This window comes from Clostridium felsineum DSM 794 (genome assembly GCF_002006355.2).
Taxonomy (GTDB): Bacteria; Bacillota; Clostridia; order Clostridiales; family Clostridiaceae; genus Clostridium_S; species Clostridium_S felsineum.
On sequence record NZ_CP096980.1, the window covers coordinates 1,039,774 to 1,065,286 of the forward strand.

23 protein-coding genes are annotated in these 25,513 nt (G+C 28.0%); 18 read left to right on the forward strand and 5 right to left on the reverse strand.

What is annotated here, in order from left to right:
• Window positions 1-5: 5 nt before the first annotated feature.
• Both panC and panB read right to left on the reverse strand, forming a co-directional pair.
• Entirely contained in the window at window positions 6-851 is an 846-nt protein-coding gene (panC, locus tag CLFE_RS05005) for a pantoate--beta-alanine ligase (RefSeq protein WP_077835294.1), read from the reverse strand.
• A 17-nt stretch (window positions 852-868) separates the two neighbouring features.
• The gene (gene panB / locus CLFE_RS05010) at window positions 869-1,699 is read right to left on the reverse strand and encodes a 3-methyl-2-oxobutanoate hydroxymethyltransferase (protein ID WP_077835293.1); all 831 of its coding nucleotides are present in this window, start codon (window positions 1,697-1,699) and stop codon (window positions 869-871) included.
• A 524-nt stretch (window positions 1,700-2,223) separates the two neighbouring features.
• On the opposite strand from panB, the gene CLFE_RS05015 reads away from it, so the two are divergent.
• Window positions 2,224-3,519 carry an ABC transporter substrate-binding protein gene (locus CLFE_RS05015; RefSeq protein ID WP_077892487.1) on the forward strand — a complete coding sequence of 432 codons (1,296 nt, stop codon included), beginning with the start codon at window positions 2,224-2,226 and terminating at the stop codon, window positions 3,517-3,519.
• A gap of 180 nt (window positions 3,520-3,699) precedes the next feature.
• On the opposite strand, the gene CLFE_RS05020 is transcribed toward CLFE_RS05015, so the two are convergent.
• Complete coding sequence (locus CLFE_RS05020) at window positions 3,700-4,824, reverse strand: glycosyltransferase family 4 protein (protein WP_077834460.1); 1,125 nt, start codon at window positions 4,822-4,824, stop codon at window positions 3,700-3,702.
• Between the two features lie 192 nt (window positions 4,825-5,016).
• Between CLFE_RS05020 and CLFE_RS05025 the strand changes: the two genes are divergently transcribed.
• From CLFE_RS05025 to CLFE_RS05035, 3 genes are read left to right on the forward strand one after another with little or no spacing between them, the layout of a single operon-like run.
• A complete protein-coding gene (locus tag CLFE_RS05025) occupies window positions 5,017-6,024 on the forward strand; it encodes a CotS family spore coat protein (RefSeq protein WP_077892488.1) in 1,008 nt (335 codons plus the stop codon).
• A gap of 14 nt (window positions 6,025-6,038) precedes the next feature.
• Window positions 6,039-6,794, forward strand: coding sequence for a spore coat protein (locus tag CLFE_RS05030; protein WP_077892489.1), 756 nt, complete (start codon window positions 6,039-6,041; stop codon window positions 6,792-6,794).
• A gap of 11 nt (window positions 6,795-6,805) precedes the next feature.
• Complete coding sequence (locus CLFE_RS05035; protein WP_077834463.1) at window positions 6,806-7,840, forward strand: CotS family spore coat protein; 1,035 nt, start codon at window positions 6,806-6,808, stop codon at window positions 7,838-7,840.
• Window positions 7,841-7,879: 39 nt separating this feature from the next.
• On the opposite strand, the gene CLFE_RS05040 is transcribed toward CLFE_RS05035, so the two are convergent.
• Window positions 7,880-9,004: a glycosyltransferase family 4 protein gene (locus CLFE_RS05040; protein ID WP_077892490.1), complete on the reverse strand. Its 1,125-nt coding sequence runs from the start codon at window positions 9,002-9,004 to the stop codon at window positions 7,880-7,882.
• A gap of 258 nt (window positions 9,005-9,262) precedes the next feature.
• Between CLFE_RS05040 and CLFE_RS05045 the strand changes: the two genes are divergently transcribed.
• The 8 genes from CLFE_RS05045 (at window position 9,263) to spoIIR (ending at window position 17,993) form a co-directional block, all read left to right on the forward strand.
• Entirely contained in the window at window positions 9,263-10,264 is a 1,002-nt protein-coding gene (locus CLFE_RS05045; RefSeq protein WP_077834465.1) for a CotS family spore coat protein, read from the forward strand.
• A 65-nt stretch (window positions 10,265-10,329) separates the two neighbouring features.
• Complete coding sequence (gene yabG, locus CLFE_RS05050; RefSeq protein ID WP_077834466.1) at window positions 10,330-11,241, forward strand: sporulation peptidase YabG; 912 nt, start codon at window positions 10,330-10,332, stop codon at window positions 11,239-11,241.
• Window positions 11,242-11,688: 447 nt separating this feature from the next.
• Window positions 11,689-11,925, forward strand: a complete 237-nt coding sequence (locus CLFE_RS05055) for a Veg family protein (RefSeq protein ID WP_077834467.1) — start codon at window positions 11,689-11,691, stop codon at window positions 11,923-11,925.
• Between the two features lie 451 nt (window positions 11,926-12,376).
• On the forward strand, window positions 12,377-13,933 hold the full coding sequence (locus tag CLFE_RS05060; RefSeq protein WP_077892491.1) for a DUF3794 and LysM peptidoglycan-binding domain-containing protein: 1,557 nt from the start codon (window positions 12,377-12,379) through the stop codon (window positions 13,931-13,933).
• A gap of 137 nt (window positions 13,934-14,070) precedes the next feature.
• Entirely contained in the window at window positions 14,071-14,913 is an 843-nt protein-coding gene (gene ispE / locus CLFE_RS05065) for a 4-(cytidine 5'-diphospho)-2-C-methyl-D-erythritol kinase (protein ID WP_077834469.1), read from the forward strand.
• Window positions 14,914-14,917: 4 nt separating this feature from the next.
• Complete coding sequence (locus CLFE_RS05070; RefSeq protein ID WP_077892492.1) at window positions 14,918-15,724, forward strand: nucleoside phosphorylase-I family protein; 807 nt, start codon at window positions 14,918-14,920, stop codon at window positions 15,722-15,724.
• Window positions 15,675-16,718: an SPL family radical SAM protein gene (locus tag CLFE_RS05075; RefSeq protein WP_077892493.1), complete on the forward strand. Its 1,044-nt coding sequence runs from the start codon at window positions 15,675-15,677 to the stop codon at window positions 16,716-16,718. The genes CLFE_RS05070 and CLFE_RS05075 overlap by 50 nt, the downstream gene beginning before the upstream one ends.
• 609 nt (window positions 16,719-17,327) lie before the next feature.
• Window positions 17,328-17,993: a stage II sporulation protein R gene (spoIIR, locus tag CLFE_RS05085; RefSeq protein ID WP_077853471.1), complete on the forward strand. Its 666-nt coding sequence runs from the start codon at window positions 17,328-17,330 to the stop codon at window positions 17,991-17,993.
• 23 nt (window positions 17,994-18,016) lie between these two features.
• Here the strand turns inward: spoIIR and CLFE_RS05090 are convergent, their stop codons facing one another.
• Window positions 18,017-19,171, reverse strand: coding sequence for an MGDG synthase family glycosyltransferase (locus CLFE_RS05090; RefSeq protein ID WP_077834474.1), 1,155 nt, complete (start codon window positions 19,169-19,171; stop codon window positions 18,017-18,019).
• Between the two features lie 435 nt (window positions 19,172-19,606).
• Between CLFE_RS05090 and ypeB the strand changes: the two genes are divergently transcribed.
• From ypeB to CLFE_RS05120, 6 genes are all read left to right on the forward strand, one after another.
• The gene (gene ypeB, locus CLFE_RS05095; protein ID WP_077892494.1) at window positions 19,607-20,974 is read left to right on the forward strand and encodes a germination protein YpeB; all 1,368 of its coding nucleotides are present in this window, start codon (window positions 19,607-19,609) and stop codon (window positions 20,972-20,974) included.
• A 110-nt stretch (window positions 20,975-21,084) separates the two neighbouring features.
• Window positions 21,085-22,116: a D-alanine--D-alanine ligase family protein gene (locus tag CLFE_RS05100; protein WP_077853470.1), complete on the forward strand. Its 1,032-nt coding sequence runs from the start codon at window positions 21,085-21,087 to the stop codon at window positions 22,114-22,116.
• A gap of 18 nt (window positions 22,117-22,134) precedes the next feature.
• Window positions 22,135-22,548 (forward strand): YwiB family protein, encoded by a 414-nt coding sequence (locus tag CLFE_RS05105; RefSeq protein WP_077892495.1) that lies wholly within the window; start codon window positions 22,135-22,137, stop codon window positions 22,546-22,548.
• Between the two features lie 82 nt (window positions 22,549-22,630).
• Complete coding sequence (locus tag CLFE_RS05110; protein ID WP_077892496.1) at window positions 22,631-22,918, forward strand: ribose-5-phosphate isomerase; 288 nt, start codon at window positions 22,631-22,633, stop codon at window positions 22,916-22,918.
• A 214-nt stretch (window positions 22,919-23,132) separates the two neighbouring features.
• On the forward strand, window positions 23,133-24,740 hold the full coding sequence (pyrG, locus tag CLFE_RS05115) for a CTP synthase (RefSeq protein ID WP_077834479.1): 1,608 nt from the start codon (window positions 23,133-23,135) through the stop codon (window positions 24,738-24,740).
• A gap of 287 nt (window positions 24,741-25,027) precedes the next feature.
• The gene (locus CLFE_RS05120; protein ID WP_077834480.1) at window positions 25,028-25,369 is read left to right on the forward strand and encodes a hypothetical protein; all 342 of its coding nucleotides are present in this window, start codon (window positions 25,028-25,030) and stop codon (window positions 25,367-25,369) included.
• Window positions 25,370-25,513 lie beyond the last annotated feature (144 nt).

Genomic DNA, 25,513 nt, shown 5'->3' on the forward strand with positions numbered 1-25,513 from the left:
GTAATTTATATATTAAAGGTGAAATTGTCAATTAGTCTTATTTTACCTATATAAACGGCAATAGGTATTAATACTGATTTTTCAATTTTAGAAACGGATTTTAAGGAAAGACTATCTACAACTTCAACATAATCTATTTTTGCTAATGGCTCTTTTTCTATATCTAGAGTTATAGCTTTTATTATTTTATCGGCATCTCTTTCACCAGTTTTAAGAATTTCCCTTGCATTATTTAAACTCCTAGAAAGAACAGTTGCAGCCTTTCGTTCTTCAGGTGAGAGGTAAGTATTTCTTGAACTTTTAGCTAGTCCATCTTCTTCTCTAATTATAGGACAGCCAACTATCTCAATATCAAAATTTAAATCACGTACCATTCTTTTAATTACAGCTAACTGTTGAGCATCTTTTTCACCGAAATAAGCTTTATCAGGGCATGCTATATTAAATAATTTAGTAACCACAGTACAAACACCTCTAAAGTGACCAGGACGTCTAGCACCACAAAGTACATCGGTTATTTCAGAAGAGTTTACAAAGGTAACTGCATCATCAAAGTACATTTCAGAAGGTTCTGGATTAAATAAGATTGAAGCACCAGCACTTTCTGAAAGTTTAGCATCATGTTCTAAATCTCTTGGATAAACATCTAAATCTTCATTAGGTCCAAATTGGATTGGGTTTACAAAATCGCTGACTATAACTCTATCATTTTCTGAAGAGGCTTTTTCAATTAAACTTTTATGTCCTTCGTGTAGATAGCCCATAGTTGGAACTAGTCCTATGGTTAGTCCTTCACTTTTAAAGCGTTTTACGTATTTTTTGACATCACTAATTGAATGTAAAATTTCCATTACATTTACTTCCTTTCCTATTTAATCAGTTCATCTATAATGTTCTGATCAATTTTAAATGAATGTGCTTCATCTGGAAAAGCACTAGAGCGCACTTCTTTTGCATAGCTATTAAAAGCTTCTCGCATATTTTTTCCGATATCACCATATTTTTTGACGAATTTAGGAGCCAAATCATCAAACATACCAAGCATATCTTGATATACAAGTATTTGACCATCACAGTATTTCCCTGCGCCAATTCCAATAGTAGGTATATTTATACTTTCAGTTATTAATTTAGCGAGTTTTTCTGGAATTCCCTCTAGGGTTATAGCAAAAGCACCAGCTTCTTCTATTTTTTTTGCATCTTCAATTAATTGTTTTGCTTTATCTATACTTTTTCCTTGAATTTTGAAACCGCCAAAGGCATTTACAGATTGGGGAGTTAGACCGATATGGCCCATTACAGGAATTTGGGCGTCGACTATTGCTTTTATTCTATCGCAAACTAAAGCGCCGCCTTCAAGTTTAATTGCAGTGGCATGACCTTCTTTAATAAGTCTTCCAGCATTAAAAACTGCATCGTAAATTGAGGTTTGATAGGACATAAATGGTAAATCTGCGACAACAAGAGTATTTTTTGCACCACGTACTACGGCTTTGGTGTGATGAATCATATCTTCCATTGTTACACTTAATGTATTTTCATAGCCAAGACATACCATACCGAGAGAATCTCCTACGAGAATTCCATTGATATCACATGAATCAATTATCTTGGCTGTAGAGTAATCATAGGCTGTTAACATTACAAGTTTTTCTTGTTTTGTTTTTGCGTTTCTAAAAGTTTCAGTAGTATTTTTCATTAAATAATCCTCCTTAAAGCTATTTAAAATAGTCTTCATAAAAGGGTAGTATCAAAAAACAAACCTTTGCTTTTTATATATCAAGATATTAAGTTAGTTGTCCCACTCATTTGATATGGGCAAATTTATTATATACTTAATAAAAAACTTAGGTGAAGTTCTAAAGATAGATACTTCCCATTACACAAGTTAAAATACCACAAATTAAAAATATTTACAAGGGCATGATTTTAAATAATGTATGAAAAAAGTTTACAATGAAGGTAATATAGTGGTATTAATATGGAGAAAATATAATACAAGATTGGGTACTGGAAATTCTATTTGTGGACTGCTTAAAAATAAAATGTTATTATATAATTTGAATAGGAATATAGTTATAAAATATAAAAGATTACTAATTTAAAAAATGAAAATTAAAACGTAAAATATTTTAAGAATAAGAAGGGAGAGAGTTACTGCAAAACAGCTAGAATTATAGGAATGAAGTATAAAAAATATAAGTTTTCAGTAACCAAAAGAGTATGAAAAGATTTTTTAAAAGTTTTTTGTTTGTAGTTATGAGTTCTAGTATAATTTTTTACGCTTCAGCTTGTGGTACTTCAAAAAACACTAATGCAATTAAATCTAACCCAAATACCACTCAAAAAAAAGTAAGTATAACTATATGGATAAATAGTAAAGATCAAAATATAATAAAAGATCAAATAAATGATTTTAATAAAAAATATGATTACATAACTGTAAATCCAGTGTTTATGACTGAGGAAGACATAATGAAGAATTACGAAAGTAATGTTAAAAATAAGTCAAAGCTTCCTGATGTTGTGGAAATTGGAGATTTAAATGCATCTAGTTTTATTGATAAATTTAATCAAAAGCTTGTTAATATGTCTTCTGATAGTGATATAAAAAGCGATATGTTCTTATCTAATAAAGTTCATAATTTAACTAATGAAGGAAAGGTTTACGGTTATCCTTGGTATACTGAGCCGTTATTCATGTTTTATAGATCAGATATACTAAATAGTTTAAATGTTAAGCCAGAGGACATAAAAACCTGGCAGGAATACAATGAACTTGGAAATGCAGTTAAACAGAATGGAAAAAATTTAACATACATTTCAGATTTAAGCGATATTTATAATGTTCAAAATACAGAATTAGGAGTTAATTTTTTAGATAGCAATAATAAGGTTAATATAAAGAATGATAAATTTAAAGAAGCTTCAAGTTTTCTTTTTGATATAATTAAGGGAAATACAAATATAAGTGTTGAACCTGGAAAGGATACGCCAAAGGCTTTTGCTTCAGGAGAAATTGTATCCATGATGGCATCTCCAGAAGAAATTTTATATCTTGAAAATAATTACTCGAATCTAAAGGGTAAGGTTTCAGTGCAAAGGTTGCCAGCTTTTGAACAGGCAGGAAATAACACCGCATATAGAGGAGGAGAAAATTTTCTGGTAACAGATAATTCTAAGAATAAATCATATGCTAGTGTATTTGCTAAGTTTGTTACAAGCGATGAAGAAGCTTCATATAAGCAATTTGCAATATATGCATTATGTTCTAGTAATGCAAGTGTGTATACATATGATAAAATACATAAAAAAAATGATTATATTGGTGGATATGATGTATATGAAATGTATATGAATGCTGCAAAGATGTTTTCTGATATAAAGTACTATAAAAATTATGAAGAAATAGATGATTATATAGTAAAAGAAATAGGGAATGAGGCAGCGCAAAACAAAAATATAGATGAAATTATAGAAAATATTCAGAAGAATTTAGATGATAAATATAATAAATAAGTGTAAAAACTTATTTATTATATTTTCAATTTAAACGTTTACTTTGTGATACTAATGTGGTATTATATTTATAAAGAAAGTTAAAATTAATATTTGCTCTATGTTTCAGTTTTATTAAGATTTAAGAGAAGGAGTATACTCGATAATTATATTGAGTATACTCCTTCTCGTTTTGAGCAACTAAATAAGGTTTGTATAGATGTTTTTATATGCTTCTAGAGTTTTATTTGAAGTGTTTTTCCATGAAAATCTTTTAGAACGATTAAAGCCATCTATGCTTAATTTTTGTTTTAATTTATTGTCTTCAAGGACTTTTAATATAGAATCCCTAAGTTCAGAGGTATCTAAAGGATTTATAAGTAAAGCATCGTTACCAGTTATTTCTGGTATAGAAGAGGTATTTGAAGTTATTACGGGGGTTTTACAACTCATAGCTTCAAGGACAGGAAGTCCAAAACCTTCATAGAGCGAAGGGTATACAAAGATTTCAGCAGCATTGTAAAATAGAGGCAAAAGCTTCTCTTCTATATAGCCAGTAAAAATAACATCATTTGAGATGTTTAAATTGCGACATAAGTCTTTTAAATTTATAAGTTCATCCCTACATAAACCTATTATCACCAATTTATGTTTTTGAGTTAATTTTTTGTTTGCTTCAGAAAAAGAAATTATAAGATTTTTTATGTTTTTTCTTTTACTGAAACCACCTAAATATAAAATAAATGGTGCATCAATTTCATAGTTTTTATAAATGAATTTTTTGCAATTTTCTTTATTAAGCGGCTTGTAATTATAATTTGCAGCAAGAGGTGTTACAAATATTTTATTTTCATCTATTGGAAAATACTTTAGAATGTCTTTTTTTGAGTATTCCGACACAGTTAAAATAGCATCAGAATTTTCTATAATAAAAGGCATATTTTTTAGAAATTTTAAAAGATATCCTTTTCCAACTGTTTCAGGCATGATATAAGGAATTAAATCATGAACAGTACAGACTTTTATGCATGGTATATTTGGATTAAGGCCTATTCCATTTTGAGGAACATGATATATTTCGATATTGTTTTTTATTATATTTTCAGGAAAGTAGTATTTCTCGAAAAAGCTGTGTGAGCCTTTGGAAACTATGTTTATTTTAGAATTTGATTTTATAAAATTATTATAGCCGGTGCCATACCAGTACAAAGTATATAAGTTTTTGTTATCCGTGTTTAAAAGCTCTCTTACAAAGTTTTCAGTATATGTTCCGATTCCAGTTCCTCTGTAAAGATTTATTCCTCGGACATCAATTGCTATGTTCATTTGCACATCTCCCATTATGCTTTATCCTTACAATATAGTATAGATTTAAATGTTAAATGTGTGATAAATTTTATTCTGTATATAAAAATTAAAATATATATAATTTAAAAATATTATAACATTCTGTCAGCACACAGTTAAGTAAATTCTCATATAATAAATGTGTGAGACTAGGATAATGGTGAAAATACTATGAAAAGTGAAGAGATTAGTAGATTTTTAAAAGACAATTATAATATTAAGGTTAAAGATTACAAGAAAATAAAAAATGTTTATAAAATCAGTGATAATTTAAAAAGTTACTGCCTTAAGTGTATAAGCTATGATTATGGGCATGTTCTTTTTATAGTAAAAGCTATAGAACATTTAAAAAAGAATGGCTTTGATAATATTCCTGAAATTATTAGAACAATTAAGGGAGATCAGTTTATAAAATTTCAAAAAGGATATGTATATCTGACGGATTGGGTTGATTCTAGACTATGCAATTTTGATAATCCTGTAGACTTAAAAATGGCGGTAAAAGTTCTTGCAGAGTTACATTTAAAAAGTAGAAATTTTGTAGTTACAGAAGATATGAATCCAAGAGTAGGTTGGTTTAAATGGATAGGTAATTTTAAAAATAGAAGAGATGAGATATTAAAATTCAAAAGTATGATTTCAAAAAAAGATAAAAAAACTGAATTTGATAATTTGTATTCCAAAATGATGCAAGAAGAGTTAGTTAAGGTCGATAAATCAATATCAGATATAGAAAAGTCCGAATACGATCATAAAATGAAAAAAGAATTTAAGTTAAATGGATTTTGTCACCATGATTATGCTCATCATAATATACTAATAGACAAAAAAGAAAATATCAATATCATAGATTTCGATTATTGTATATTAGATACACATCTCCATGATTTATCAAGTATTCTTATAAGAAAGATGAAAAATGGCTTATGGGATATGAAAAGTTGTTTATTTATTTTAGACACATATAATGAAAAATACACCATAGAAAATAGTGATATACCTATAATTGCAGCCTTTATAGAATTTCCTCAGGGTTATTGGCAAGTTGGACTTCAATATTATGTTGAGAAGCAACCCTGGACAGAGGAGTTTTTTATCAGTAGATTAAATAGGCTTCATAAAGATAAGGATGAAAGACAGGAATTCGTAGAGGAACTTATAAATTTAAAATATTTGTAATTAGAGGTGATATTTTGAGTAGCATAGAAGATATTTCTTTTATAGATTACATTAAAAAAAAAGGAATAAATATATGTAATACTGTACATGTAATGAATAAAAATTATATAGATGAAAAAAAAATTATAGAACAGATTCATATAATAGGAGAATTTCATAAAATAGCTAGAGGCTATAATGGCTTCGATGTAAAGAATATAAAAAATAAAATTGGTAAACTTGTTGGGCAATATAAAATACAAGAAAAAAACTTAAAAAAATATGCAGCTATAAAAGAAAAAAGTAATGAATTAACCATGTTTGATGAATACTTTTTAAGTACCTACAAAGGTGTTATTAAAAGGTGTGAAAAGTGTCTTAATTATATTAGTGACGATAAATATATTCAAATAATAAAAAGAGGCATGAGAAATAATGATATTTGTCTTGGAAATTGCTATTTTGATAACCTTTGGAAAGATAAGGAGCTTTGTATAGTAGATTATAGTGATGTGGCTTTTAACATGGTTGAAATAGATGGAATAAAGTTTTTGAATAAGTTAAAAATTAATAATTTTGATTTTGATTTTGAATTATTAATAGATGAATATATTTTAACAGAAGGTATTGAACGAGAAAGTGAAAATTTTATGAAAGCTTTAATATCATTCCCTGTAGAGTATATAAAATGTGTTGAAAGGTACCAAAGAAATACTGATAAAGATCTAGAAGATAAATTTACTGCAAAACTTAATAAAGCTATAAGAAAAGATGGGGAGAGTATTATTTAGGAGGTAGACTTATGCTTGATTTAAGGTCATATAGAGAAGGTAGGCTTGCAAGTTATGAATTAGATGTTGAATTATTTAATGAGTTCAATCTTTCTGTATATAATGTAATGCCTCTTAGGAAAGCATTTTTAATATCTACAGATAAAGGAGAAAAAATACTTAAAAAAATAGATTATACTATTGAGGAATTTAAATTTATTTTATCTGTAGTAAATTATATAAAAAATGAAAATGGATTTACAAGAATAATGGATTTTAATAAAACACAAAATGGAGAATATTATGCTATAAAAAATGGAGACCTTTATTGTATTATGGATATGATAGAAGGTAAAGAATGTGAATTTAGTAATCCAGTTGATTTAAGTGTAAGTGCATTTTCATTAGGACAACTTCATGGTGCATCAGAAGGGTTTAGATATAAAAATAACGATAGTAAAAATAAATGGGGAAAAATGATAAAAAGCTTTAAAAGAAAAAAAGAAGAATTGATTTTTTTTAAGAAAATGGCTAAATTATATGAAAAGCCTAATGAATTTGATGAAGCATTTTTGAAAAATGTTGATTACTATATGGAACAAATCGGTAAAAGTATTGATGCTATGGAAAATAGTCAATACTACAAATTATGTAGTGAGGAAGACAAAATAGTGTTATGCCATCATGACTTAGCACATCATAATATAATTATAAAAGATGAAGAGGCATATTTTATAGATTTTGATTATGCAATAATAGACCTTAAAGTACATGATCTTGCTAATATAATATCAAAAGCTGCAAAAGTATTTAATTATGCTATAAGTAATTCAAATACCATCATCTCTAATTATTGCAAATCTAATAGCTTAAATAGGAATGAGATAGAAGTATTATTTGACATATTAAGTTTCCCAGAGGACTTTTATGAAATAGTTAAAAATTATTATACTAAAAGAAAAGAATGGTCAGAGGAAGAGTTTATGGCTAAAATGAACAGAAAAATTAATACTGAAGAGAATAGAATTGAATTTTTAGAAGACCTAAAAAAAGAATTGAAAATTTAAAAGGTTAGAATAAGTGAAGTTTAGAAAATCTTCACTTATTTAATTTTTTGAAATTTTTTTATAAGCAGCTATTGTTGAAATAGTTGTGTCATTCCACGTAAGTTTTTTCGAGAAATTAAAACCTTTTTCAGAAAAAATAGCTCTAGTTCTATTATCTGAATACATTAATTCCATAGCATTTTTAATATCTTCGATATCATAAGGGTTGACAGTAAAGGCACAATCTTTAAATATTTCATAAAGAGAAGTTGTATTTGATGTAATTACGGGTAATTTACATGCCATAGCTTCTAAAGGGGGAAGTCCAAAACCCTCATAGAAGGATGGATAAATTAAAAATTCAGCGGCATTGTATAAAAAAGGCATGTATTCTAGAGTTACAAAGCCTGGGAAAATAACATCTGATGAAATATTTAATTTATTGGCTATATCAACATAACTTAAATAAGATTGACCTTTTTTACCAGCTATGATTAATTTTAAATTTGATTTAATACTTTTTTTTAATTTACTAAAGGCTTCTATTATTCCTAAAATATTCTTTCTAGGACTAAATCCACCTACATAGAGTATATAGTCGTTATTTATTCCATATACAGTCTTAATTATTTTTTTAGAAAGAACTTTATCAATTGGCTTGTATATATTTTCAGCTGATAAGTAAGTCACATATATGTTATTTTCAGGATAATTAAAAAATTTGGATATATCATGCTTAGAAAAATTGGACACTGTTATAATACCATCACAGAGAGGAATTATTTTTTGAATTTGCTCTGTGAAAATTTTTAGGTATTTTTTCCCAACGGTTTCAGGCATTTTATATGGAATAATATCATGAAGTGTTATGGTAAAGCGACAGCTCTTATTATGTGGAAGACCAATACCATTTTGAGGAACATGATATAATTCAGTATCGTTTTTGGTTATTATATTAGGTATATTAACTTGATCCCAAAAATTATTTTTAGCTTTATAGTCTATACTTTTTAAATTAAAGTTATTTTTAAATTCAAAATTTAAATTTAATGGATCAGGTAAAAAAATAGTATAGTTGTTTATCTTGTCTAATCTATTTATATGGTTTATAAGTTCATAGGTATAGGTTCCTATACCAGTTCCCCGATACCACTTTGCTGCTCTGCCGTCAATTCCTATTTTCATAAAATATCTCCATACAAAGTACTACAATCTTATTATATTAAAGTATATATAAAAGTGTTCAAAAATCACATGAATCAAATTTATAAGCTTATCATTAAGAAAATATCTAGTGTACAAATAAATATTATGTTAAAAATTTAGCGTACAATTAAAGAAATTTTAATAATTATAAATGTACATAATGTAATAAAACATATTTTTCTCTTCTAAAATCATTTATAGGTACATATAAATTTAATGTATTGGAGGTGATGTGAAATGATGAGGGAATTTGAAATCGAGAGACAGTTCAATATTAAAATTGAATATATAAAACCCAATAAAGGTGTATATTTTGTGAAAACCAATAAGGGAAATAAGTGTCTCAAAAAAATAAATTATGGTATACAAAAATTATTGTTTGTTTATGCGGCAAAAGAACATCTTATAAATAGTGGTTTTAAGTATGTAGATAAATATTGCCTTAACACAGAGGGGAATCCCTATGCACTTGTTAACGAGGATATTTATACACTGTCAGAGTGGATAGAAGGGAGAGAATGTAGCTTTTATGATACAGAAGATTTAGTTAAAGCATCAAAGACTCTCGCAAGAATGCATGAAGGTTCGAAGGGATATGAGCCACCAGAAAATAGTAAGCTTAAAAGTGATTTAGGAAGATGGCCACATCTTATAGAAAAAAGAGTTAAGGCTTTGGATAAGATGCGGGATATGGCGAGAAAGAAAGGCAATAAAAAAGATTTTGATTTAAATTACATTAAAAATGTAGATTTCTTCAAAGAACAAGGCATAAAATCTATGAATGTACTTAAAAACTCTAAATATGAAGAGTTATGTGCTGTAGCGGAAGAGGAAAAAGGATTTTGCCATCATGATTATACCTATCATAATATTATAATAAATAATGAAGACAATGTGTACGTAATTGATTTTGATTATTGTAAAAGAGAATTGAGAGCATATGACATTTCAAATTTTATGATAAAAGTACTTAAAAGATCAAATTGGAGTATGAAGACTGCAGAACTTATTTTGGATTCTTACAATAGTATTTCTAAATTAGAAGAAGATGAATACGGGGTTATATATGCATTTTTAATATTTCCTCAGAGATTTTGGAGATTAGCTAATAGATATTATTATAATGAGGTAAATTGGGGACAAAATACTTTTAATAATAAAATGGAGGAACTTATTGAAGAAAGGGAAAATTACATTAAGTTCATCGAAGAGTTTAAAGAGGCATATAATCTCCAATAGTAAATGTAACAAGCAAAGTCTCACCTTCATAGTATATTATGTGTAAATACTGAGGGGTGAGATTTTTGGTTATTGGAGATTTTGTGGTAAGAAAATCTTATGGTGAAGATATAACCTTCAAAATTATAGATATAATAAATGATAAGGGAATAAAATATTATGTGCTAAAAGGAGTTAATTTAAGAATAATAGCTGATTCACCAGAACGAGATTTAAGGTTAGTTAAACCAAACAATGAAGGTAAAGTTGACAGTATATTTAATGAAAAGATAAATAATTCAATTAAAAATATAATGATAAAAAGATCAGATGCATTTAGAGCAGAGCAAAGTATTGTAGAAAATATAAAGACATATAAGAAAAAAAAAATGAGAATTTCAGGCAATAGTGAAACAGTAAATAACATGACCTTTGCTAGACCAGGAAAAGTACTTCATATAGATGGAGACTCAGAATATTTAGAAGTATGTCTTAAGGTGTATAAACAACTTTCAATAGATGCTGTAGGAAAGGTTATGCCAGAAAGAGAGCAGCCCAATAAAATAGTAGGTATTGTTAAAGATATTAAACCAGATATAGTGGTAATAACAGGACATGATAGTATGATCAAAGGTGCAAAGGATTATATGGATATAAATAATTATAGAAATTCAGCATATTTTATAAAATCAGTTTCCAATTTAAGAGACTATGAACCAAGCTATGATGATCTTGTTATTTTTGCTGGTGCATGTCAATCATGTTATGAAGGAATTCTAAATGCTGGTGCAAATTATGCTAGTTCTCCAGGAAGGGTTTTAATTCATTGTTTAGATCCTGTTTTTGTAAGTGAAAAGGTTGCATATACCAATGTTGGTCAAATAGTAAATATTAAGGATGTAGTTAAAGGAACCGTAACAGGAGTAAAAGGAATAGGAGGACTTCAAACGAGAGGAAAATGTAGGGAAGGATACCCTAGATCAACATATATTACTTAAAAAGCAATTAAGAGGGATTTAAAAGTCTCTCTTAATTTTATGTATATACGTTGTAATAAAGTTATTATATTGTAATTTGTAAAATATAACTGCTTAAAGGTTCGACTCTAGGATATTTTAAAAGTTATAAGGTATTATAACTTTCTAAGCTTATGTATAAATTTAAATTTGCCTTAAATTATAAAAGTATACATAAATAAAAATAGCATAAATATATTTAACAAAAAATTACTTGTAAAAAAAATAAATGATTTTTAATTAATATATTCTAAAAGGGCTTAATGGACAAGAAAACAAAAGCCTTAGCGCATAAAATTACTTAGGATATGCATGTTCATAAAAAATTAACCTTGACAATCTATATGTAATACTGGTAAAATAATAGTTTTGCTTGACAAAATTGCATTTTTGCTATATAATTGTTACTATTGAAAGAGGGTGTTATTTGTGATAAAGCAAAACGGTTTGGCCTCAATTAAAGCTAATATAGAAAACCATATTGGTGAAAAAGTTACACTTAAATCAAATGGTGGAAGAAAAAAAATAGTTGTTAACAATGGAGTTATAGAAAAGACTTATCCAAGTATTTTTGTAGTTAGATTGGAGAGCGACACCCAAAGGACTGTGACATATAGCTATTCAGATGTGTTAACTAAATCAGTGCAGATTGTTTTTGGTGCATGATTAAGAAGCGGTACTATTATTGTATCGCTTTTATTTATATTTTATTATTTATAATCTTTAATTATTCTTTTAAATGGTAATTAAAGATTTTTGTTATATAAAAAAAGAAAGATGGCTTTGAATCCATCTTTCAACTATGGTATAAAAGGGTATTGAGAATTTATGAGAGGTTATATGGTCAATAACCAATTTCTATGTTACTATATATATTAAAAAATGTCAAGTTTATTTTTTGTAATTATATAGATAAAATATAAGCATTTTTGCGAAATAAGTCTGAACGTGTCATATAAATATCAGTAATATTTTTTAATATTTGAGTGTGTGTATCAATTTTAATATAAAAAAATATTACTAAAACTATCATATTTTTAATAATTCTTTTATAGATTATAATATGCAGATAAATTGTATGTTTATATTTATATTATAATTTATAGGAGGGTGAATTATGGCAGCTGAATTGCTAATGGAAAGTATAGATTATGAAAAAGCAGTTGGGCAAAATATTGTTGATACTGTTGTTAAAGAGGAATATGTTATACCAGATACTAGACCAGATGTAAAGCAGATACTTATGGTGGATGCAAAGCCTAAAATTATAAATACAGAAATGATGAAAGATAAAATATATGTGGAAGGTCAAATGGAATTTAATGTAATATATTTAGGGACGGGAGATTTAAAAAATGATGTATATGGAGTGAATTATTCTTCCAAGTTCTCTAATTATATAGACATAGTTAATTGTGAACGTGATATGATTTGTAATGTAAAACCATATGTAGAACATATGAATTGCAATATTATAAATGAGAGAAAAATAAGCGTTGAAGGCATAGTGGAAATTTACGGGAGAGCAAGTAAACCATCTAAAATTGAAATGGTGAAGGATATAGTTGGTATTGGTGAAGTTCAATTTTTAAAAAATAATACTAAGATAGATAATATAGTTAGTAGAACGTCTATGGATTTGATTGCAAAATCTAATATACAAATTCCAGCAGATAAAGAACAAGCAGATGAGATACTAAGGTGTGATGTAAATATTCATAAAAAGAATATTAAAGTGTTAGATGGAAAAGTAGAGGCAAATGCGTATGCATTGGTTGAAATATTATATAAAGCTAAGGACTCAGGAGAAATAAATTATATTTCAGATGATGTTGAGATAACAGGAGAAGAAATAGTGGACGGAGCAGAGCCTACTATGGATAATGATTCTATTTTTAGGGTCGATGCTTATGAATTCAATGTAAAACAAGATGATCTAGGGGAGAGTAGAATAATATCTACAGAATCAATTGTAAAATGTGATGTTAAGGTAATTAATAGAATGGAAACTAATTCTATAGATGATGTCTATTCTCCGGAGACAGTTTTAGACGTTAAGAAAAAAAATTATAAAATAAATATAATTCAAGATCATAATTATTCAGAAACTATAGTTAAAGATAATATAGAACTACCAGAAGATGCACCAGCGCCAGCTGGTATAATTGCAGCTTATGGAAAGATAAGTATTACAGACAAAAAGGTGTTTGAGGATAAGGTTTCTATTGAGGGATTATTGAATGTATCTGTGCTTTATAGAACATCAGAAAAAGGTATATATGCAGTAAATGAGGATATCCCATTTACGAATTCTTCTGAAGTAGAAGGGTGTAAGATAAACATGATGTGTAATGTAAGATCTAATATAGAAAATATAGAGAGTACATTAGAAGCTAATACAATAGCTATAAAAGCTCTTATATCATTTGATGAAAAGGTAAGCTATGAAAAGGATAAGAACTTTATAGTTAATGTAGAACCATCAGAGGAAGGGGCGCCTGAAAAGAAAGCCAGTGTTACAATATACTGTGTTCAAACAGGAGATACGCTATGGAAGATAGCAAAAAATTATGCTACGACTGTTGAAAGCATAGAAAAAGCTAATAGCATAGAGGATGAAAGTCTTATATTGGCAGGTCAAAAGTTGATAATACCAGGAAGGGCAGTTATATAATTAATATAATGTATTATAGATTGAAGAATAAATAAGAATATATAAAAATGTCTCGAAATTCTTGAAAAAGTTTCGAGACATTTTTATATATTTTTTTCTTCTGTGATATAATAGAATTTATAATTGGAGGGGTTTAAATGAAAGTTAAAGCTTATGCTAAAGTAAATATTTCTCTTGATGTTATAGGCAATAGAGAAGATGGATACCATTTACTAGAAATGATAATGCAGAGTATTAATTTATATGATGTTTTAGATATAAAAGTTATTGATGAAGGAATAAGAATTACATCAAACAGAAGAAATATACCGATAAATCATAAGAATATAGCATATAGAGCAGCACAGCTTTTTATAGATACATACAAGATTGATAAAGGAGTAAGTATACATATAAATAAAAGAATACCAGTTGCAGCAGGGCTTGCGGGAGGTAGTGCTGATGGTGCTGCAGTGCTTAAAGCTATGAGACAACTTTTTAAAAATCAAATTACAGATAAAGAACTTATTGAATTAGGGGTGAAAATTGGAGCAGATGTTCCGTTTTGTATAGTTGGAGGTACAGCTTTCTGTGAAGGCATAGGGGAAAAAATAACTAAACTTCAAAGTTTAAAAGATAGACTAATTGTACTTGTAAAACCTAATTTTGGGGCATCTACAAAAATAGTTTATTCGGAATATGATAAATGTACCAATATTATTCATCCTGATAGTAGAAAAATAATAGAAGCTGTAAATAAAGGTGATTTTGATTTTGTTGTAAATAATATGGTTAATGTTTTGGAAAATGTTACAGCAGTTAAATATGATGAGATAAACCAGATTAAAGCTAAAGCGCTTGAGTTTGGAGCACAAGGTGCAATGATGAGCGGTAGTGGACCAACAGTTTTTGGCTTTTTTGATAGTAAAGAAAAGGCAGAAAGCTATTTCTATGAAATGAAAAAATATTATAAAAAGGTTTTTATAACAAGGACGGTTTAAGGTTATGGTTTATTTTTTGTGTAGCTTTTATAAAGAGGCCGAGGAAATAATTTTGTATTATAATTTAAAGAAAGAATTTTCTTATTCCAGTTTTCAAATTTTTTGTAATGAATATATTAAGTTAATAATTAGTGGAATAGGAAAGATAAATGCTGCTTGTGCAATTGGTTATATCGGCAGAGAAACAGTAAAGAATAGTGAAGATATAATTATAAATATTGGTATATGTGGGGGTAGGAGTAGAAACATAGGAGAAGGAATACTTGTAAATAAAATTATAGATGTTGATACTAAGAGGGAATTTTATCCTGATATGATTTTAAAACATGAGTTTGAAGAGGGAACTCTTCAAACTTTTACAACTCCTGTTGTAGATGGCAATGTTAAGGATATATGTGATATGGAAGGAAGCGCTTTTTTTGAATGTGCATCTAAGTTTTTCGAGAATCACCAAATTGCTATTATTAAGGTGGTATCTGACAAGGCCGATGGCTCAAAAGTTGAATTAAAATGTTTAGGTGAACTGATAAAAAAAAATATGTCTAAAGTAAATTCATATATTAAAAATTATGAAAATGTATTTTATAAAGAAAAATTTTTGAGCGATGTATGCACTAGAAACATGGAAAAATTGGTTCAAGTTTTAAGGCTTACAGAAAGCCAAAAGATAGAAATCAAAAGAGCAATGGTAGCATACAAAATTAGAAATAATAAAGAATTTGATTTTAGTGGATTTTTAAAATTGGAAGTGAAGATTAAAAATGATGGAAAGAAATATTTTTCAAAACTCATCAATGATATGTGGGCATAAAATCAGTTTGAATGCTATTGAAAATAAATTTTCTCATATATACGTAGAGGAGGAAATAAAAAATTTTAAAGTCACAAGGAAAATATTACAAAATTTCCCGAATAGTAAGCTTATATACATAAATAACTATAGAGATGTATTTAATAGAGTGAGACAAAATTTTAATGTTCAAAAATATTCACAGAAGCTTATACTAGCAAAGGCAAAAAGTAATTTTATATATGATGGTTCTGATATGTGTGAGGATTTTGGACAAGAAAATTTTTATTATTCTTCTAGCATATTAAATTGTATATATAATTGTGAGTACTGTTATTTAAAAGGGTTATATCCGTCTAGTAACGTAGTTATATTTGTGAATGTAGAAGACTTTATAGAAGCAGCAGTAGAGAAGGGTAAAGGAAAGAAAATATATGTTTGCATATCCTATGATTCTGATATATTGGTTTTTGAGAATATTACAGGTTTTGCTGAGAAGTGGATAAGGATGGCAGAAAAAAATCCTAACATACTTATTGAGATAAGAACTAAAAGTATAAATTTCAAAAGTGTAAAACATCTTGATATACCAAGTAATGTTATATTTGCATGGTCTCTTTTGCCAGATGAAGTTATACAAAAATACGAATTTAAAGTACCTAGTCTAAATAGTAGATTAAAGAGTATAGGTGAAGCTATAGAAAAAGGGGTACAGGTAAGGCTTTCAATTGAACCAATAATGCAAATAAATAATTTTGATAATGTATATGAAAAATTTATAACAAAAATATTTAATTCAATAAATAAGGAAAAAGTGAGAGATATAAATATTGATACCTTTAGAGTAAAAAAAGAACATTTAAAGAGAATTAGAAAATTAAATCCATATGAAAATATTTTTGGATATAAATTTTCTAATATTGATGATTATTATACTTATGAGGATTCTAAAAGAATGAAGGAGCACGTTTATAATCTTGTTAGAAAATATGTACCAGAAAATAAAATATTTTAAATTTTCATAGGAATCCAAATTTGTTGACCAATGTATATGAAATTTTCTATGTGATTTATTTTTTTTATTAAAGAGGATGTTTTCCAAGGATTACATTCTGGCATGCATAGATTTGATATGCTTATAAGAGAATCTCCTTCACGTACTATGTACAATATTAATTCGCATCTTTTTAATAATATATACTCATAAAGGCTTGATAGCTTAATTAATAAAATAGAGAGTAAAGCCGTTAATATGCTTAAAAATACATAGGTTAGGAAGTGATTTCGATTCATTGTTAAAAAATCATATACAATACCAGTTTCTAATAGTAAGGTTGAAAAAAGCGCCACGTTGATAGTACATATTTCTTCGGGTGTTTTTTTTGTGTAAATTTTTTTGAGTAGAGGCATATTAGTATATCTAATCATTAAGATCACCTACAAGAAAAAATTTATTACATACATTCAGTATTATTGCCATAAAAATGAATTGTAACGTGGAAATATAAGGTAAAATCCTAGTGCGATGAAAATTATGATTAACGAATGCCCTCTGAAAAATTTATAAAATGATGAATAGAAAATAAATTAGTGGAAATAATTTCTAGTAGATGGAGGGATGGATATGAAAAAAAAGATTTTAATGGTAATAATACTTGCAATTTTTTATATAGTTTTTATGAGTGTTAATTATGTATTCGCAAATACAGAGATGAATAGTAGTGAAGATAATGTGCAAATGAGTATAGCTAAAAAAGTTATAAGATTCCATGTGCTTGCAAATAGCGATTCAGGTGAAGATCAAAGTTTAAAATTAAAGGTTAGAGATGCTGTTATAAATTATATGAAGCCTAAGCTTGAAAATAGTAAAGATATAAATGAATCGAGAAAAATTTTAATTAATAGTGATTGGGCTATAAGAAGAATTGCGGATAAGGTTATTAAAGAAAATGGTTATCAATATAAAGTTAATACTGAATTAGCAAAGGTTGATTTTCCAGTTAAAAGTTATGGAAATATAATATTACCTGAAGGAAAATATGAGGCTTATAGAATTCTTATTGGACAAGCAAAAGGACACAATTGGTGGTGCGTAATGTTTCCGCCGCTATGTTTTACGGATATAACTAAAGGAGCAATAGAGGAGAAAAAAACAGATAATGAGATGAAAAAGGTATTAACACCAGAAGAATATAAGGTTGTATGTAATTATAAGGATGATGGAAAGATTCATGTTAAATTTAAAATAGTAGAAGAGATGAAGAAAATTATTAATGATTTGAAAAAATGAGTACATAAGACAAACAATGCAGATTAATTACTATAGTCTGCATTGTTTATATCTATTTTTTGATTTTTATTTATTAAATTAATAAGAAGTTCACATATGTTTTTACCACTATATGGTTTGGAAAAATTACTGCAGTTGTTTTTCATCGTATCTAATAATTCAGGATTAGAAATTAAATTTTCTATAGTAACGCAGCAGTTTTCAATATCATGTATACTTATTGCTAAATTGTGTTTTAAAAGAAAATCTTCATTTTTTTCCTCTTGACCAGGTAGTGGAGAAAAAATAGCTAGAGGAATTCTGCAAATTAAAGCTTCTGTTATAGTAAGTCCACCAGGTTTAGTAAGAAGTAAGTCAGAGGCCTGCATATATCTATTTACTTCTTTTGTGTATCCAAGTATTCTCGTTTCAACATTTGAGATTTCAGCTATTTCTAAGAGTTTTGAATAAAGTTTTTTATTGTTACCAGTTATTATTATAATCTGAATATTAGCGTTTGATTTTGAAAGAGACTCATATATTTTTTCAATTTTACCAAAGCCGAGGCTTCCCCCCATTATGAGTATGGTTTTCTTATGTAGAGATAAATTTAACTCGTTTAACGTTTCATTTTTATCAAAGGTTTTCATGAAGTCGGGATCAACAGGTATACCCAAATCATAAATGTTTTCTCTTTTTACACCCCGTTTAACCATCTCTTCTATCATATCAGAATTAGATACTATGTAAGAATCTACTTGTGGTCTTATCCAAAAGCTGTGAGGAGCATAATCAGTAAGTATACAAAGCATAGGTGTTTTTAAAGATTCTTTGGATTTTAATATGGAAACCATCTCTGTAGGAAATGGATGAGTACATATAATTACATCTGGATTAAAACTTTCAATTATAGGAATAAGTTTATATGCCATGAATTCATTTAGTTTATTACTTAATGAAGCAAGATTATCATCTTTTTCAGTGAAGTTATAGAGTTTGCCGAATAATGCAGGAGATACTTTTAATGTTTTTAAGTAACCGCCTATAAGAACTTTATCCAAAAATGGATTTAAATATTTAATAGTATCCAGCAATTCAACTTGTGAACCTTCTTCATACTGTGTTATATACTTTTTTAAAGCATAAGCAGCATGTATATGTCCACCACCGGCCGAAACCGAAAGAATTAAAAATTTCATTATTATTCACCTTTCAATATTAGTCTTGAAATAAAATGCGTGATAAGTGATCTACATTTTAAATTATTAATGCACCTTTAATTATATATAATATGACATCAATTATAAATACCTTTCAAAATTATTTATTGAAAAATTAATGTTTAATGGGTATATTATTCAAGCAAAAAATGAAAACTAGGTATATATAATACAATAAAACACTAACATTGTGACTTATAAAATATTCCTGCATAAAAGGTTCGACGCTAGAATCTTTTATAAGGCAGAATGTAAAAGTGTTTTCGGATTATATAAATATACAATAAAACACTAACATTGTGACTTGTAAAATATTCCTGCATAAAAGGTTCGACGCTAGAATCTTTTATGAGGCAGAATGTAAAAGTATTTTTGTAGTATGAACATTTGAAATAAACGAGGAGGAAATTAATAATGAAGAGTAGTACTAAAAGAATTACATATACATTAGCCGTAGCAATTATAGTCGTTTTTTCTACTACTTATGCTGTACTTATGACACTAGAAAAAACAGACTATAAAAATTATCTCCAAGCTGAATATAGTAAAAGCATGTATCAACTTATAGATTCTGTGGAAAATATAGAATCAGATCTTTCTAAAATTCCTGTATTAGGCTCAAGGGAACAAAGTACGTTAGTTTTGGGTGATATATATAGATATTCTACTGTAGCTAATGATAAGTTGCATTCTATGCCCATTGCACAGCAAGAACTTCAAGGAACTAGTAAGTTTATATCACAGCTAGGAGATTTTTGTTATGTACTTGAAAATAAGGCTGCTAAGGGAGAAGAGTTAAGTGATTCAGATATAGCACAAGTTGAGAGGTTAAAAAATCAAGCAGATGGATTAGAGAATCAGTTGAAAACAGTACAAAGCAATATAAATTTAGGAAAAGTCAGCTGGGGTGAGATAAGAAAAAAAGTTGGGGGAGCGCTTGCGTCAAATAATGGGGCAAATATATCAGATAGTTTTAAAAATATTCAAAAACAATCAGCACAGTACCCAGCACTCATATATGATGGACCTTTTTCGGATAACAATCTTGAAATACCACCTAAAGTCAATGGTATGAAAGAGGTAAGTCGTAAAGATGCAGAAAACGTAGTCAGAAAGGCTATTGGTGAAGATAGGATACAAAATATAGAAATTGTAGATAGTGGTAAATCAAATATTCCAATGTATACTTTCAGTGTTTCAATAAAAGGAAGAGATAAAAATGCAAGCAAAGTAAGATGCGAGATCACTAAACACGGTGGAAAATTATTTAGTTTACTTGATAACAAGGCTGTAAACAAAAGTAGTATGGATATAAAAAAAGCAACAGATATAGGAACGAATTATTTAAATAGCTTTGGGTATACAAATATGAAATCTACATACTTCTCTAATTACGGAAATGTAGGAGTTATAAGTTACGTATATACTGAAAATGGTATATCTATTTATCCGGATATGATTAAATTAAAGGTATCATTAGAAGATGGAAGTATAGTTGGAGTGGAAGCTAAAAAATATCTTATTTCACATGTAGATAATAGAAGTTTGCCTACTCCAAAAATAAGCAAGGAAGCAGCACAAAGTAAAGTTGGAAAAAGACTTAATATTTCTAGTGTCAATTTAGCTGTAGTTCCAACGGAAACAAATACAGAGATATTGACATATGAATTTGTAGGAAATTATAAAGGTCAAGATTTTGTAGAGTATATAGACGCTGCTACAGGATATGAAACAAAGATACTACAAATAAGAAATACTCCAAATGGAAAATTAACCATGTAGTTATAGTACCACAAGATAGTTTTATAAATTATCTTGTGGTAGTTTTTTATTGTAAATTAATATATTATAATAATTATAGGTTTTTATGAAATTTTTAAAGGAGCGATATTATGAAAAAGAAAGTGGCTATACTATTTGGAGGACAATCAACAGAACATGAGGTATCAAGAGTATCGGCAGCGTCTGTTTTGAAAAATATAGATACATCAAAATATGATCTATTTCCTATAGGAATAACAAAACAAGGTGAATGGTTTGAATATACAGGAAGTGTAGATAAAATTGAAAATGGAGAATGGGAAAAAGATGAATTTTATAAGAGCCCAAATGGTCAATCAGTACTATTCAATAGAGAAGTTGATGTAGTATTTCCAGTTATGCATGGTTTATATGGTGAAGATGGAACAATTCAGGGACTATGTAAGCTTGTAGGTATACCATGTGTTGGTCCTGGTGTATTATCATCTTCAGTATGTATGGACAAAGTATACACAAAATATGTACTTGAACATTTTAATATAAAACAAGCAGATTATGTAATTGTAAATGCACATGAATATAAAAATAGTAAAGAAGATATAATAAAAGAAATAGAAAATAAATTAGGATATGCGGTATTTATAAAACCCTCTAACAGTGGCTCTTCTGTAGGTATAACAAAAGCTCATGATAGAAAAGAGCTTGAAGCAGGACTTGAAGAAGCTATGAAATATGATAGAAAAATTCTTGTTGAAGAAGCTCTTAATGCTAGAGAAATTGAGGTGGCTGTACTTGGAAATGATGAGCCTAAAGCAGCTGTTCCAGGAGAGATAGTACCAGCAAAAGAATTTTATGATTATGAAGCAAAGTATGAAAATGAAGCGTCTAAACTCTTAATACCTGCAAATTTAAATGAAGCTGATCTTGAAAAAATAAAGAGTATTGCAATAGAAGTTTATAAGGCACTAGATTGTGCTGGAATGTCCAGAGTAGATTTTTTAGTTGATAAAGATACAACTGAAATGTATCTTAATGAGGTTAATACAATTCCGGGATTCACAAGCATAAGTATGTATCCGAAGTTATGGGGAGCATCAGGTAAGGAATATAGTAAGCTTATTGATGATTTAATAGAGCTTGCTATAAATAGAAATAACGCTTAAATAGGAGAAATATAAATAATGGGTAGAAAGGCGATTATAAGCATTTCAAGCAAACAAGGAAAAGATGAACCAATATCAGTTGTCACTCCAGGAGATTTTTATAAAAAAAATAATTGTTATTATGCAACATATAAAGAAACTGAAATATCAGGTATGGAAGGAACAACAACTACACTTAAAATTAAAGATGATAAGTGCTCTATTCTAAGACAAGGTTCTACTTCTACTAAAATGGAATTTGAAAAAGACAAAGATAACTATTCTATCTACAGTACACCATATGGAACTATGGAATTAAAAATAAGTACTAAAAATATAGATATAAACGTAAATGATGATGGTGGAGATGTAAATATTAGCTATGATTTAAGTATAGTAAATCAATTATCTCAATCTACAATTATAGATATAAATATAAAGACACTTAAATAGGTGTCTTTTTTCTATAAACATATGTTTAATTATGGATTTTAGTGTAAATAATTTAAATATATGTATGGAAAGGAGATAGTTTATGTTTAAAGCAGATTATGAAAAGATTATTGAAACGATATGTGAATATAAAGGAATTAGTTCAAAAGAGTTGTGTGAGATTTTAAGAGATAAGGATTGTAAATATATGTTTTTTCTTTTGGTGAAAAAATACGGGGTTGAGGTTAATAGCATGAATAATGATTTGAATAATTTTAGCAAAAAGCAAATGATTTATAATTATAAAAAGGCTTTAGAAAAATTTCTTGTTAACAAAAATTTTAGGGAGATGTACCTTAGAATCGATGATGAGGTGAAAAATATCATATAGACTTAAAATAAAATGAAAATAAAAGTAGAAAAAAAAACGCACATATGATAAAATAGAATACATGTGTTAAAAAGACTACATATAAGACTATATACATAAGTGAGTGTATTTTCTATTATATACTTATTTATGTATATAGTCAATGCTAAATTGAATTATTTTTATTTTTTTGAAGTATTTGAAGTATATGATAAATTTTATAGGAGGTAGTTTGATGAAAACTAAATACATATTCGTAACAGGCGGAGTTGTTTCGTCACTAGGTAAGGGAATAACGGCAGCTTCACTAGGACGACTTCTTAAAAATAGAGGACTTAAGGTATCAATACAAAAATTTGATCCGTATATAAATGTAGACCCAGGAACAATGAGTCCATATCAACACGGAGAAGTATTTGTAACAGATGATGGTGCTGAAACAGATTTGGATTTAGGTCATTATGAAAGGTTTATTGATGAGAACCTAAGTAAAAACAGTAATGTAACAACAGGAAAAGTTTATTGGTCAGTTATAAACAAAGAAAGAAGAGGAGATTATCTTGGAGGAACAGTTCAAGTAATACCTCATATAACAAATGAACTTAAAGAAAGAGTTTATAGAGTTGCTAAAGAAAAAGATGTAGATGTAGTAATAACTGAAATAGGAGGAACTGTTGGTGATATTGAATCTCTTCCATTCATTGAAGCTATCAGACAAATAAAATATGAAGTTGGATTCGGAAATGCATGTTTTATCCATGTAACACTTTTACCTTATTTAAGTAAAGCAGGAGAAATAAAGACTAAGCCTACTCAACATTCAGTTAAGGAATTAAGAGGTATAGGTATTCAACCAGATGTTATAGTTTGCAGAACAGAAAAGGAAATATCTAAGGACGTTAGAAATAAAATAGGCTTATTCTGCAATATAGATGGAGATTCAGTTATTTCAAATTTGGATGCTGAAAACTTATATGAAGTTCCATTAATGCTTCATGATCAAGGTCTAGATTCTTTGGTTTGTAAAAAACTAGAGATAAACTGTAAAGACGTTGATAATTCAGAATGGGAAGGAATGGTTAAAAATATTAAAAGCCTTTCCGGAGAAGTTACAATAGGTCTTGTAGGAAAATATGTTGAATTACATGATGCATATATATCGGTAGTAGAATCTCTTAATCACGGGGGTTTTGCAAATAACGTTTCCGTTAATGTTAAATGGATTAATTCAGAAGGTGTTACAAAAGATAATATTGATAGTATATTAAGTGATGTTGATGGTATACTTGTTCCAGGTGGATTTGGAGATAGAGGTATCGAAGGAAAAATTGAAGCTGTTAGATGGGCTAGAGAAAACAAAGTTCCGTTTTTTGGAATATGCCTTGGAATGCAGTGTGCAGTAATAGAGTATGCAAGAAACGTTTTAGGACTTGATGGAGCACATAGTTCAGAAATAGATCCACAAACAAAATATCCTGTTATAGATCTTATGCCAGATCAAAAGGATATAGATGATAAAGGTGGAACAATGAGACTTGGATTATATGCATGTAAATTATCAAAGGATACAAATGCATATGATGCGTATGAAGAAGAAGTTATATATGAAAGACATAGACATAGATATGAATTTAACAATGAATACAGAAAGAGATTAACAGAAGAAGGTTTGATTCTTGCAGGAACAAGTCCAGATGATAGATTAGTGGAAATAGTTGAAGTTAAAGATCATCCTTGGTTCGTAGGAGTTCAATTTCATCCTGAATTTAAATCAAGACCAAATAGACCGCATGCTCTTTTCAGAGATTTTATAAAGGCAGCATGTTCAAAAAAGCAGAAATAGTGTAAAGTCATAATAATATTAGTGTTTTTTATGGAATGCAATTAGTAAAATTTTAAGGGCTGTTGTATTGGTGGTTTAAAAATCATCGATTCAATAGCCTTTAGTAAATATTATTAGGTTGCTTATAGAAATTTTTTAAAGCTAAAGGATTTTAACTTTTTTTATAGAATTATTATATAATAAAAGGATTCTAGTTAGTTTAAGGGAGTTCTATAGCGGTAAATGTTAAAGTTATTTTATAAATTGCAGATATTTTTTGCTTCAAATTGAAGTATGGAGGTAAAAATATGACATTTAACACTTCTATTGTTATTGCACTAAAAAATAAATATGGTAGCTATGATATAAATGAAGTTACTATTTTTGAGTTAAAGGAACTAAATATTCTATATGATAATTTTGAATTGCATGTAGAGAATAAAAAAATTAACATCAAAATTAAATGTAATGTATGTGATGAATATCATAATTTTAGTTATAACATTTCTGATATTTTTAAAAGAGAGGTTCTTATTGGTGGTTGCGAGACTTTGGGTATACCAGTTATATTTATTGGAAGACCTGATAAGGTAGAAAATAGAATAAAAAAATATTCGGAAACTAATAAGAAGTTATATATGATGATATAATAAGTTAGAATACTTGATTTTTATTTGTTTTAAGTTTAAACTTTATAATAATGAATACCATTTTAATAAATTCAATTGAAGATATTATTTCCACATGAAATAATATTGCCTTGTCTTTTAGATTCTATTTATTGATAAATTCCC

What these genes read in the sequence shown, in the direction of transcription:
- panC (WP_077835294.1), bottom strand. Translation starts at nt 851, where the DNA reads ATGGAAATTTTACATTCAATTAGTGATGTCAAAAAATACGTAAAACGC.
- panB (WP_077835293.1), bottom strand. Translation starts at nt 1,699, where the DNA reads ATGAAAAATACTACTGAAACTTTTAGAAACGCAAAAACAAAACAAGAA.
- CLFE_RS05015 (WP_077892487.1), top strand. Translation starts at nt 2,224, where the DNA reads ATGAAAAGATTTTTTAAAAGTTTTTTGTTTGTAGTTATGAGTTCTAGT.
- CLFE_RS05020 (WP_077834460.1), bottom strand. Translation starts at nt 4,824, where the DNA reads ATGAACATAGCAATTGATGTCCGAGGAATAAATCTTTACAGAGGAACT.
- CLFE_RS05025 (WP_077892488.1), top strand. Translation starts at nt 5,017, where the DNA reads ATGAAAAGTGAAGAGATTAGTAGATTTTTAAAAGACAATTATAATATT.
- CLFE_RS05035 (WP_077834463.1), top strand. Translation starts at nt 6,806, where the DNA reads ATGCTTGATTTAAGGTCATATAGAGAAGGTAGGCTTGCAAGTTATGAA.
- CLFE_RS05040 (WP_077892490.1), bottom strand. Translation starts at nt 9,004, where the DNA reads ATGAAAATAGGAATTGACGGCAGAGCAGCAAAGTGGTATCGGGGAACT.
- CLFE_RS05045 (WP_077834465.1), top strand. Translation starts at nt 9,263, where the DNA reads ATGATGAGGGAATTTGAAATCGAGAGACAGTTCAATATTAAAATTGAA.
- CLFE_RS05060 (WP_077892491.1), top strand. Translation starts at nt 12,377, where the DNA reads ATGGCAGCTGAATTGCTAATGGAAAGTATAGATTATGAAAAAGCAGTT.
- ispE (WP_077834469.1), top strand. Translation starts at nt 14,071, where the DNA reads ATGAAAGTTAAAGCTTATGCTAAAGTAAATATTTCTCTTGATGTTATA.
- CLFE_RS05070 (WP_077892492.1), top strand. Translation starts at nt 14,918, where the DNA reads ATGGTTTATTTTTTGTGTAGCTTTTATAAAGAGGCCGAGGAAATAATT.
- CLFE_RS05075 (WP_077892493.1), top strand. Translation starts at nt 15,675, where the DNA reads ATGATGGAAAGAAATATTTTTCAAAACTCATCAATGATATGTGGGCAT.
- spoIIR (WP_077853471.1), top strand. Translation starts at nt 17,328, where the DNA reads ATGAAAAAAAAGATTTTAATGGTAATAATACTTGCAATTTTTTATATA.
- CLFE_RS05090 (WP_077834474.1), bottom strand. Translation starts at nt 19,171, where the DNA reads ATGAAATTTTTAATTCTTTCGGTTTCGGCCGGTGGTGGACATATACAT.
- ypeB (WP_077892494.1), top strand. Translation starts at nt 19,607, where the DNA reads ATGAAGAGTAGTACTAAAAGAATTACATATACATTAGCCGTAGCAATT.
- CLFE_RS05100 (WP_077853470.1), top strand. Translation starts at nt 21,085, where the DNA reads ATGAAAAAGAAAGTGGCTATACTATTTGGAGGACAATCAACAGAACAT.
- CLFE_RS05105 (WP_077892495.1), top strand. Translation starts at nt 22,135, where the DNA reads ATGGGTAGAAAGGCGATTATAAGCATTTCAAGCAAACAAGGAAAAGAT.
- CLFE_RS05110 (WP_077892496.1), top strand. Translation starts at nt 22,631, where the DNA reads ATGTTTAAAGCAGATTATGAAAAGATTATTGAAACGATATGTGAATAT.
- pyrG (WP_077834479.1), top strand. Translation starts at nt 23,133, where the DNA reads ATGAAAACTAAATACATATTCGTAACAGGCGGAGTTGTTTCGTCACTA.
- CLFE_RS05120 (WP_077834480.1), top strand. Translation starts at nt 25,028, where the DNA reads ATGACATTTAACACTTCTATTGTTATTGCACTAAAAAATAAATATGGT.